Annotated in this window: 9 protein-coding genes; 2 read left to right on the forward strand and 7 right to left on the reverse strand. The window is 34.9% G+C overall.

The window, feature by feature from the left end; all coding sequences use genetic code 11:
• The first annotated feature begins 31 nt into the window (after positions 1-31).
• Positions 32-664, forward strand: coding sequence for an N-acetyltransferase (locus ACEE93_RS05600; RefSeq protein WP_449155736.1), 633 nt, complete (start codon positions 32-34; stop codon positions 662-664).
• A gap of 11 nt (positions 665-675) precedes the next feature.
• Entirely contained in the window at positions 676-1,833 is a 1,158-nt protein-coding gene (locus ACEE93_RS05605) for an acetoin utilization protein AcuC (RefSeq protein ID WP_449155737.1), read from the forward strand.
• Between the two features lie 145 nt (positions 1,834-1,978).
• Here the strand turns inward: ACEE93_RS05605 and ccpA are convergent, their stop codons facing one another.
• From ccpA to ytpR, 7 genes are all read right to left on the reverse strand, one after another.
• Complete coding sequence (ccpA, locus tag ACEE93_RS05610) at positions 1,979-2,971, reverse strand: catabolite control protein A (RefSeq protein ID WP_449155738.1); 993 nt, start codon at positions 2,969-2,971, stop codon at positions 1,979-1,981.
• A gap of 417 nt (positions 2,972-3,388) precedes the next feature.
• Positions 3,389-4,480 (reverse strand): bifunctional 3-deoxy-7-phosphoheptulonate synthase/chorismate mutase, encoded by a 1,092-nt coding sequence (locus tag ACEE93_RS05615; RefSeq protein WP_449155739.1) that lies wholly within the window; start codon positions 4,478-4,480, stop codon positions 3,389-3,391.
• A 295-nt stretch (positions 4,481-4,775) separates the two neighbouring features.
• Positions 4,776-5,630, reverse strand: coding sequence for a hypothetical protein (locus ACEE93_RS05620; protein WP_449155740.1), 855 nt, complete (start codon positions 5,628-5,630; stop codon positions 4,776-4,778).
• Positions 5,631-5,724: 94 nt separating this feature from the next.
• Positions 5,725-6,327, reverse strand: coding sequence for a DUF948 domain-containing protein (locus tag ACEE93_RS05625; protein WP_449155741.1), 603 nt, complete (start codon positions 6,325-6,327; stop codon positions 5,725-5,727).
• Positions 6,328-6,403: 76 nt separating this feature from the next.
• Positions 6,404-7,723, reverse strand: a complete 1,320-nt coding sequence (gene murC, locus ACEE93_RS05630; protein WP_449155742.1) for a UDP-N-acetylmuramate--L-alanine ligase — start codon at positions 7,721-7,723, stop codon at positions 6,404-6,406.
• A 24-nt stretch (positions 7,724-7,747) separates the two neighbouring features.
• Complete coding sequence (locus ACEE93_RS05635) at positions 7,748-11,071, reverse strand: DNA translocase FtsK (protein ID WP_449155743.1); 3,324 nt, start codon at positions 11,069-11,071, stop codon at positions 7,748-7,750.
• Positions 11,072-11,088: 17 nt separating this feature from the next.
• Positions 11,089-11,688, reverse strand: coding sequence for a YtpR family tRNA-binding protein (ytpR, locus tag ACEE93_RS05640; RefSeq protein ID WP_449155744.1), 600 nt, complete (start codon positions 11,686-11,688; stop codon positions 11,089-11,091).
• Positions 11,689-11,694: the final 6 nt, after the last annotated feature.

Raw genomic sequence — 11,694 nt, forward strand, 5'->3', positions numbered from 1 at the left:
TTAGTATATCTATTTGAAGGAGTTAACGCGTATGAACCACGTTAAAACATATGAAAAAGAATCATACATGATTAATCATCAGTCATATATTATTGAAGGACCTGTCTCAAAATCGTATTTAAAGCAAATGACATTTGATCAAGGGCTCCATGCTTTTCGTCCTCCCCATGAACAATTTGAAGCCATACAAGACATTAGTCTCTTAGAAGAAGGTCGTATTTATATCATTCGCCAATCTCAACATATTATTGGTTATGTAACTTATTTATATCCAGATCCGCTTGAAAGGTGGTCAACAGGTAAATTACCTTATTTATTGGAATTAGGTGCGATTGAAATCAGCCTTAAACATAGAGGTTATGGTTTAGGTGCCGAACTTTTAAAAGTAAGTACACGAAGCCCAGAATACGAAGATTATATCATTATCACCACAGAATATTATTGGCATTGGGACTTAAAAAACTCAGGCTTGGATGTGTTTGAATATAAAGGCCTTATGCAGAAAATGATGTCTCACGGTGGATTAGAAGTCTTTGCCACTGATGATCCCGAAATAACAAGTCACCCTGCCAATAGTTTAATGGCCCGAATTGGTAAAAATATTACAGTCGATCAAATGCATGAATTCGATAACATTCGCTTTATGAATCGTTTCTTTTTTTAAGGGGGAGCAATATGACTACTACATTTACACATCAAACGGGGTATGTTTATTCGGATAAATTACTGCAATACCGTTTCCATAATAAGCACCCTTTTAACCAAATGCGGTTAAAGTTAACAACAGAATTACTCGAAGAAGCCAATGTCCTTCAACCTGCTCAAATTATCGAACCACGTCAAGCGACAGTTGAAGAAATAGCAATGGTCCATAAATATGACTATATACAAGCGATTCAACGTGGTGAACAAAACCTGTTAAATGAGGAAGAAAAACACAAATACGGATTGAACGATGAAGACACCCATGTTTTCCCTAATATTCATAAGAGTACAGCTACTATTGTAGGCGGCGGCTTAAATCTAATCGATCACATTATGTCAGGTCAATTTCGTAATGGTTGCCATTTAGGTGGTGGCCTTCATCACGCGTTAGAAGGACGAGCAAATGGCTTTTGTGTTTATAATGATGTCGCTATTTATATTCAATATCTCATTAATCACTATCATCAACGTGTATTGTATATAGATACTGATGCACATCATGGTGATGGTGTCCAATGGAGCTTTTATACTTCTAATCAAGTTTTAAATTATTCAATTCATGAAACTGGTAAGTTTTTATTCCCTGGTTCTGGTCATTATACAGAAAGAGGTACAGATGAGGGTTTTGGGTACACTGTTAATATTCCTTTAGAACCTTATACCGAACACCAGTCCTATTTAGATAATTTTAAAAAAACGATTGAAAAAGTAGCTGAACAGTTTAAACCAGACTTTATTGTGAGTGTGAATGGTTCAGACATTCATTATTTAGATCCTTTGACACATATGCACTGTGATTTAAATACACTTTATACTATTCCATATATCATTACAGACCTTGCCGAAAAATATTGTGATGGCAAACAAATAATGCTTGGTGGTGGAGGCTATAACATTTGGAGAGTCGTTCCAAGAGCTTGGAGTCACGTTTATTTAAGTTTAATTCATCATCCACCCATGAAAGGTCAATTACCTCAATCATGGTTAGATAAATGGCAACACTATAGTCCGGTCCCTATTCCATCAGAATGGGAAGAAACTTATCCAGACTATTACCCTATCCCACGACGTGATGACATAGTTAAACAAAATACCAATATCTCATCAAATATATTAAGTTGGTTTTGATACGTATTTTATCCTATAAATAAAAAGGTTGAGTTTGGAGCACAAGCATTTAGAAGCCTCGTTAATCGGTTTACGAAAGCTTCATACTTTATGTCCATGTCTCAACCTTTAAAACACATATTATTTTATTAATGTACCATGATAATTATGATTTCGTTGTACCACGATAACGAATTGTATATGGTAATAGCACATTTTCATTTTCAATGTCTTCGTTGTTCATAAATTTAGTTAGTAATCTCATTCCAACTGCCCCGATATCATATAGGGGTTGAATGACACTTGATAATTGTGGACGTACCATTTCTACAAGTCTTGTATTATTGAAACTTACAATTTGAATATCTTCAGGGACTTTTAATCCTCTATCAATTGCCCCATGAACAATACCTAAAGCTTGTTCATCACTGATTGATAATACTGCATCTGGTTTATAACTACGCATCTCTTCAAATACTCGTAGACCATCTTTGTATGTTTCATTCCCAATATACATAAGGTGTTCATCCACCTTCATATTGTTTTGACTCAAAATATTTTTTAAACCAGTATAGACATCTTGTTGTGCTTTTTGAGAATAGCCACCGCCAACAAATGCAAATTTTTGCGCGCCTGTTTCTAATAAATGTTGTGTAATCTCTTCGCTTGCTTTAATAAAGTCAATATTAACAGAGGCAATGCCATCTTCTTTTCCATTCGTTCCTGATACTACAACTGGTACAGAAGAACGTTGAATTTGCTCTTTAATATTTTCAGTTAAAGAGCCTCCTAAAAAGATAATACCATCTACCTGTTTACTTAGTAGATTATTAAAGATTTCTTGTTCTTTTTCAGGATCATTATCAGAGTTAGATATAATTGTATGATATTTATACATTGTCGCAATATCTTCTAAGCCACGCGCTAATTGAGAGTAATATATATTTGAAATATCAGGTATAATAACCCCAACTGTTGTCGTACGCTTACTTGCTAAGCCTCTTGCAACAGCATTGGGTCTATAATTTAAGCGTTGAATCACTTCATTTACTTTTTCTCTAGTTTCCGGTTTAACATTCTGATTGCCATTTACTACACGAGAGACGGTAGCCATTGATACACGCGCTTCTCTTGCAACATCATAAATTGTTACTGTCATCAATAAACCTCCTTAAATCTATATTTTATTAATCGATTCCGTTTTCATTTTGCTTTCATAGTTTATCATAAGTTGTGTATTTATAACATCTAAAACGCTTTCTTGTCATCTGATTGTCAATTTTTTATGAACTGGCGTGATAAACGTGTTGTAGCTTACCTATCGCCGTCTATTTTAATAACAACCAACCATCGAAAAGCACATAAAACCCAAAAAGGCTAGACGGGGCTGAGACATAAAGCGCTAATGCTCTGGAAAACCGATTAACGGTGTCCCAAAAGCAGAATTTTCGGCAGAAAGTTCACGATTCGCCAAAATTTGAAAAACAATTTTAGCGCTTCGTTCGCTTCTGCTCAAATCCTGAACGCTTTTGTCCCAACCTCATCTAACCTTGGATTAACTAAATTAAAACTACTATTATTGAATTTTGTTTTGATTGTAAAGTTCTGATAACGGTTTTAATACATCATAAAATTCGTCAAATTCATTTAAATCCATTTGTTGACCACTATCACTTAAAGCAACGGATGGTTCTGGATGAACTTCTGCCATTACCCCATCCGCTCCTACAGCTAATGCAGCTTTTGCAGTTGGAAGCATAATATCTTTACGACCAGTACTATGTGTGACATCAACTAACACGGGTAAATGTGTACCTTGTTTTAAAATAGGTACTGCTGATATATCTAATGTATTGCGTGTCGCTTTTTCATAAGTACGTATGCCTCTTTCACATAAGATGATGTTTTGATTACCTTGAGACGCAATATATTCAGCAGCATAGATAAATTCATCAATCGTTGCGGATAGACCTCTTTTAAGTAAAATTGGTTTGTTTGTGCGCCCTGCTTCTTTAAGCAATTCAAAGTTATGCATATTTCGCGCACCGATTTGGAAAACATCTAAATATTGGTCGGCGATTTCAAAATCATTCGGATGAACAATTTCGCTCACGGTATTAAGATTATATTTTTGTTTAATTTGACCTAAAATTTGAAGTCCCTCTTCACCTAATCCTTGGAAATCATACGGAGAAGTACGAGGCTTAAATGCACCGCCTCGGATGAACTTTTCACCTTTGGCTGCTAAATTTTTAGCTACTGCTTCAACTTGATCATATGATTCTACTGAACAAGGACCGAACACAAATGATTTTTGTCCTTGTCCTATAATACCTCCATTATCAAATTGTACAATTGTATCTTCAGGTTTTAATTTACGAGAGACATACAAATGCTTTTCATTTTCAGATTTTTGAAGATCAGTTGAGGCTTTAAAAATTTCTTTAAATAATTGTTTAATGACATTATCATTAAATGGGCCTTCGTTTTTATCAATTAATGTATTCAACATTTCTTTTTCTCTTTGAGGATCGTATATTACCGTACTTTGTTTTCTTTTTTCTTCACCAATCTTTTGAGCAAGTTCTCCTCTTTTTGAAAGTAACTTTAAAATTTGATCGTTTAGTGCTTCAATTTCTTCTCGATATATTTCTAACTTATTTGTCATACTCTCACCTCAACTATAAATATCTTATGTACTTTAAAGCAATAAATTCATTAATTAGATATTGAGTATCATATCAATAAATGTATCAAAATTCAATAGTCATTGTCTATTTTGTTTGAAAATTTAGACAAATAGATACTCTACTTTATTTATGGCACTCAAAAAAAGCATGAGATAAGGAATTTGTTCATCACATGCCTCAACGTTTAACCATACTATTAAAGCATAACTTTGGTTAAAGTATGTCGCTAATCAAATGCTCAGCCATTTTCCTATCTCATGCTTATATTAAAAATTATTGATTAAATTTTTTCTTTTCAACTTTACTTGTTGTTTTTTTAGCAGTTGTTTTTGTATTGTTGGAAGATGTTTTCTCATCTTTTTTATCGTGAGTGATAACACCTTTATCAAATTGCGCTTCATTTTGACGACTATCGTTCTTTGTTGAACCTTTTTGACCTTCTAGACGGTCTGAATCGACTTCGCTTTGGATCGCACGACGTTGAGCTGCTAATGATGATTCTGACACTTCTTCTTTGGATGCTTTGTCATCTGTTGATTTTTCTGTACCTTTTTGGCCTTCTAGACGGTCTGAATCAACTTCGCTTTGGATCGCACGGCGTTGGGCTGCTAATGATGATTCTGATACTTCTTCTTTTGAGGATGATTGTTCTTTTTGTAGTGATTCATTTTTGTCATTTGCAGCCTCTGCTAAACGTGAAGCAGATACATCTGTATTGTCCGGTTGTTCATATTTTGTTTGACCTTCTAAACGATCTGAATCGACTTCACTTTGAATTGCGCGTTTTTGAGCGGAAATTTCAGAAGCTGTAGGTTCTTCTTGAGTTTGATTGTCTTCTGAATGGTTGATAGCAACATTGCGCGCTTGTTCTTTAATTGCATTCGCTTTACGTTCAGCCTCTTCACGAATTTGAGGTGATGTCGTATTATATTGCATTTTTTTCTCTTTAGGATTAATCGTTACTTTAGATGACTTTGAAGAAGTATTTAATATAATACCTAATGCACTACCTAAAACGGCACCAGTCACAAATCCGAATACAAAATCTAAACGTTTTTGATTTTCATATTGTGGCACTTCATAACTTTCTAATCCCTTTGAATATAAATCACGGTTATATTTTTCCATATTTTTGGCCTCCTTAAATCAAAAGCACTTAAATAAGGTTATGGACTCATTTAAGTGCTTCGGGTTAAAGACTAAGATTTCGTATCAGGTAATATTATTTTTTTGAATCGTCTAATGTTGTATATTTTGTATTAACTGATTCTGGGTTTGTAGAGAAATCATTTAAGTCTTTGTTTTCATATTCATTGTTCACTAAACCTTTGTTAGATAGTGATTGTGCATTGTTTGTATGAGATTTAGCGTCATCTGAAACATTTGTTGTTTTGTATGCCGCACTTCCTCGACGTGCTGATCTGTTTTGCCATTTATCAGCAATTTCCATAGCAACATTTGACCATTGCACGACTTGAGAAATCTTATCTTCATTTTGAGAAATGTTGTGTGTAATAGAGTGAGTTACACGGTCAACTGATCCATTTAAAGTTTGGATTGAATCTCCAATACCTTTTACTGCATTAACAACTGAATTTAAACGTTCTGATTTATCTTGAATATCTTCAGTTAAGCGGTTAGCTTTATGAAGTAAATCAGTTGATTCACGTGTGATCCCTTGTACTTGTCCTTCAACTCCGTCAAGTGTTTTAGCAACATGATCTAAATTTTTCTTAACTGACACAAGTACAACAACGATTCCAATACATAAAATTAAGAATGCAATTGCCGCAATAATACCAGCGATGGGTAAAATCCATTCCATTCGTAAACGCCTCCTAATTGACATAAAAATATACTATTTAGTTTATTATATTACCTATCAAAAGATATCTCAAACATTAAAAGTCATGATTTAGACCAATTTTATCCATATAGGCTTTTAACACTTTTTGAATATCTCCTGCCCCCATAAATAATAAAACAGCATTATCATGATTTTCAAGTATACTAACATTATCTTCTGAGATTAATTTTGCATTATCAATGAGTTTTAATAAATCATCAATTGTCAATTCGCCTTGATTTTCACGAATTGAACCAAAAATATCACATAGATATGTTTGATCTGCTTGGTTTAAAACATCTGCAAACTCTTGTAAAAAAGCCTTAGTACGAGAGAATGTATGTGGTTGAAAAATAGCCACAACTTCTTTATGTGGATATTTTTTACGTGCTGTTTCAATGGTAGCACTAATTTCTCTCGGATGGTGTGCGTAGTCATCGACCAATATTTGATCATGCTCTTGTGAGACAGTTTCATTAAATCGACGTTTGACCCCACCAAATGTTAGTAAAGCTTCTTTAATGTTATCGATATTCATATCTTCTAGATAACAAATGGTTAATACCGCTAATGTATTTAAAATATTGTGATCTCCAAATTGTGGTGATAAAAATTCACCATAATAGCCTCCTTTAACATACACTTTAAAAGAAGTGCCTTTTGGTGTTGTTTTAATATCTTCAGCATAAACGTCCATATCTGAATTAAAACCATAATAATATATCGGAACGTCAACATCTAACTTTTGCAAATGCGGATCGTCTCCCCAAGCAATAATTGCTTTTTTGACTTTATTGGCCATGCTTTGAAATGCAGATACGACATCATCGATATCTTTAAAATAATCTGGATGATCGAAATCAATATTTGTAATAATTGCATAATCCGGTGAATAACTTAAAAAATGACGACGATATTCACAGGCTTCAAAGGCAAAATAATCACTTTGCGGTAAGCCCATACCTGTGCCATCCCCGATTAAGAATGACGTTTTTTTATCCCCATTCATCACGTGAGATAATAAGCCAGTGGTTGAGGTTTTACCATGAGCTCCTGTCACCGCAACGGAAGTATATTGATTAATAACTTCACTTAAAAAATCGTGATATTTTATTACTTTTAATCCAAGTTCATGCGCTCGAGCGATTTCTTCATGTGTATCTTTAAAGGCATTACCTTGAATGATTGTTAATCCTTCTTCAATATTATCAGCACTAAAAGGTAAAATTTTAACCCCTTTATTTTTCAGTGCAATTTCTGTAAAAACATGTTGATCAATATCAGAGCCTTGCACGTCATAACCCAAATCGTAAATAATTTGAGCTAAGGAACTCATTCCAGAGCCTTTAATGCCGACAAAATGATATTTAGTCATGATCATATCGCTCCTTTCTTTAATTTATATTTCGTCCAATTCCATTTCAGTTAAATAAACATCACGTGGCTTAGAGCCATTTGCACCTGAAATGTAACCTAATGATTCAAGTTGATCAATGATGCGCGCTGCACGGTTGTAGCCAATTTGAAAATGTCTTTGTATGAGAGAAGTTGAAATACTTTGCTCTTGTACCATAAATTCACATACATCATCAAATAGCTCGTCTTTGGCAGGTTCTTCTGTTTTCTTTAATAACTCTTTTTCTTGGAATAGGTATTCTGGACCACGTTGTGATTTTATATACTCTACAACGCTATCAATTTCTTCGTCTGATACAAAGGTACCTTGAACACGAATTGGTTTATTCATGCCACCACCAAGATAAAGCATATCACCATATCCTAGTAAGCGTTCGGCACCCCCACTATCAAGAATCGTACGAGAATCCACACTTGATGATACCATAAATGCAATACGCGTTGGGATGTTAGCTTTTATTAATCCTGTGATGACATTCACTGATGGGCGTTGTGTCGCTACTAACATATGAATACCACATGCACGTGCTTTTTGCGCAATTCTTGAGATAGACTGTTCTACGTCTTGTGGCGCCATCATCATTAAATCAGCAAGCTCATCGATTACGATTACAATTTTAGGCATACGTTCATCGTAATTCACTTTTTTATTGTAAGCCGTTATATTTCTGACATGTTTTTGGGCAAACAATTTATATCTTTTTTCCATTTCCTCTACTGCCCATTTTAAACTTTGTGTAGCTGCTTTCACATCAGTAATAACAGGTGCTACTAAATGTGGCAATTCATTGTATGGCGCTAATTCTACCATTTTAGGATCAATCAGAAGTAATTTAAGCTCCTCTGGATGGTTCCGATAGAGTAATGAGATTAAAATACTATTGATCGATACCGATTTACCTGAACCTGTTGCCCCTGCAATAAGCGCGTGCGGCGTTTTCGCAATGTCCATCATTAATGGATCATTATTAATACGACTTCCCATTGCCACAGTTAATTTGGATTCTGATTGTTTAAAAGTATCTGTTTCAATAAGAGATCTTAAATTAACTTTAGTAGGTTTTTGATTAGGTACTTCGATGCCTACTAAACTTGTGCCAGGGATAGGTGCTTCAATCCGTATATCTTTGGCCGCTAAAGCCATTTTAATATCATCTTGAAGTGCCGTTATTCTTGACACCTTAACGCCTTTTTCCACAGATAACTCAAAACGAGTCACACTTGGACCTTCCACAACATTCACAACTTCAGCTGGTACATTAAAGTAGTAAAAGGACTCATTCAACTCATCTTTTTTGGACTGAATCCACTCTTCATCACGTTCTTGAGTTTCAGGTACATCCAATAAGTCGATGCTAGGCAATTTAATATTTGGCCCTCTACGTAAAGCGGGTTGTGTTGTTGTTTGATTAGTGTTTGTGTCACTCACTGTTTTAGATTCAGTTACGTTTTCTGAGGCAGTGTTAGAGGTCTGAACCTCCTGACTAGCGTCGTCATGGTTTGTTTCTTTATTTTTATCAGTCTGCTCGACAAGATCTTTTTGTTTAGCAGTATTCGATTTCATATTTTGTTTTGACGCTGTAGTTTGAGATTGTTGCCATCTTTTTTTATCTGATGGTGTCATCAAGACATTAAATGGCTTACTTCCTTTACGTATAGGTGTTTTAGGTTTCTCTTTTACATCAGCTGAGGAAGACGTTGATTGTTGCTCAGAAACATCGTGACGCTCTTCATCTTCTTCATCCTTTTGCGCGGAAATTTCCACCGGTGTGGATTGACCCATTTCAGGTTCTAACTCAGGTACATTCACAGTCGATTGACTTGGTAAGTGATCATTGTCATGATCTGTCTCAGTATTGTCGACTGACTCATCTTCAGTTGATTGAATCGTTTCATTTTGACTTGAAACAGGTGCTTCCGCTTCTTGTTCCTCTACCCTATCATTATCAAGCTCCACTGTATTGCGAGTCGCTTCTTGTTCATCTATGGTTTCCTCTTGCGATGCTGAGGGTATTTCTTCTTCTGGATCAACCGTTGCTTCTAATGTGTCATAGTGATCAGGTGTTTCAATAACTTCAACCTCGTTGTGTGGATGAGTTTCCTCTTCTGATTCATCACTAACCACATCATTTGGTTTTTCCGAATCATCACTTTGATTCATCTCTTCTTCAATTTGTTCCGTTACCTGATTACTAGGATTAACTGCTTCAGTGTCTTCAATTGCTTGTGTTGAATCAGTCATATCTTGATGGTTGTTTTCTACTTGTGAGTAAGCGTCATCTTGATCAAACTGAGTTAAATCGACTTCTTCATATTGAAACTCATTCGTGTCTTCAGTGGATGGTTGTTCCTTCGCTTGTGCTTGTGGTTCTTCATTTTCTTGATGGTCAATTTGAGCCGTATTGTCTTGTGAAACAAATTCATTATCCACTTTATCTTTACCTAGTAATTGTCTCGCTTGTGATGCATACATTTCATCAATAGCTTTTTCCATATCCGCATTGTCACTGTTGTAATTACGCGATTTCTTTTGTTCTAAAGCTTCTTTAAAACGTTTTCTTTGAAGTACTTTTTTCTCTCGTTCGCGACGAATTTCTTCAACAATTTGAGAAGCATAGATATTTTCGATATTAATCGTATTATCTTTTTTTGAATAATTTGGTGTTTGAGGTTTTACGTGGTGTTGCGACGTATTGGTATGTCTTTCTTTTTCTGCTTCTTGTTGCGTATCACGTTCTTCTGTAGTTGAGTGCGAAATAGGATTTAAACCACTGTTTTCAAATGCTTTCGGCTCTTTTGTACCAAAAATTGCAGATGGTACTTGGCTAGCCTTAAAATCACGTTGATGATATGTCGGTTTGATTGGTTCATGATTACGATATGTAGTTGAACGTGACTCGTTTCTTTCTTTAGGTTGATGATGATAATGCGTTTCATTAGAAGAACGCTGCGATGATTGTGCGTTCGTTGTTTTATTAGAAGTTCGGTCTGTTACTCTATCCCCACGATGCCGTCTTTCATTTCGATTAAAAGTGAATGAAGGCTTAGCATGCTGAGTAGAATGTTCCTTGCGTTCTGGTTCTTTTTCCTCTGATGCATGAGAATGTTGAAAATCATTCGATGTTGGTTCTGTATCATGCATATCAATTGGAAAGCGAAATTTTCCTCTTGGACGATTATATATTTCATTCGATTGGGGCAAGAGGTCATTTTCGTTTTTATTAGAAAGTGTATTATGTCGTTCTGATGTTCTTTTAGGTTGATGCTTTTGATTATCTTCACCAAATAAATGATCAAACCAGCTCATTTAAACACCACCTTCCTTTATTCATTAAAAAACGGTTGCCCTACTTGGTAATCATCATCTAACACCATAATGCCTTTTTCTTGTGGTGCATTTGGTAAATTTAACTCTTTCATGGAACAAACCATACCACTTGATGCAACACCTCTTAATTCAGCATCTTTGATAATCATACCACTTGGCATAACAGCACCTACTTTAGCTACAACGACTTTTTGACCTTCATCGATATTCGGTGCACCACAAACAATTTGTAATACGTCATCTTTCACATCGATTTGACAAATACTTAATTTATCAGCATTAGGATGTTTTTCTTTTTTCTCGACGTAACCTACAACAAATTTAGGTGAAAAATCAATATCTAATTGATAATCGACATTTTCTTGATCAATCATTGTTTGTATTTCTTCAGCTAATGATTCGGTTAGTTTAATTAAACCATTCCCATTAAGAGATAAATGTTGGGAGGCATTAAATAAATTAAAACCAACTACCTTATCATCTTTCTTAATAACTGTAATATTATTTAATGTTTCGTAAGTAAATGGTCCCTCAACCGTCTCAATTTGTAAAAAGGCAACGTCTCCAACACCTTTTGGATTATAAAATAAATTCATTTCCTT

Source organism: Staphylococcus sp. 11262D007BW, assembly GCF_053547815.1.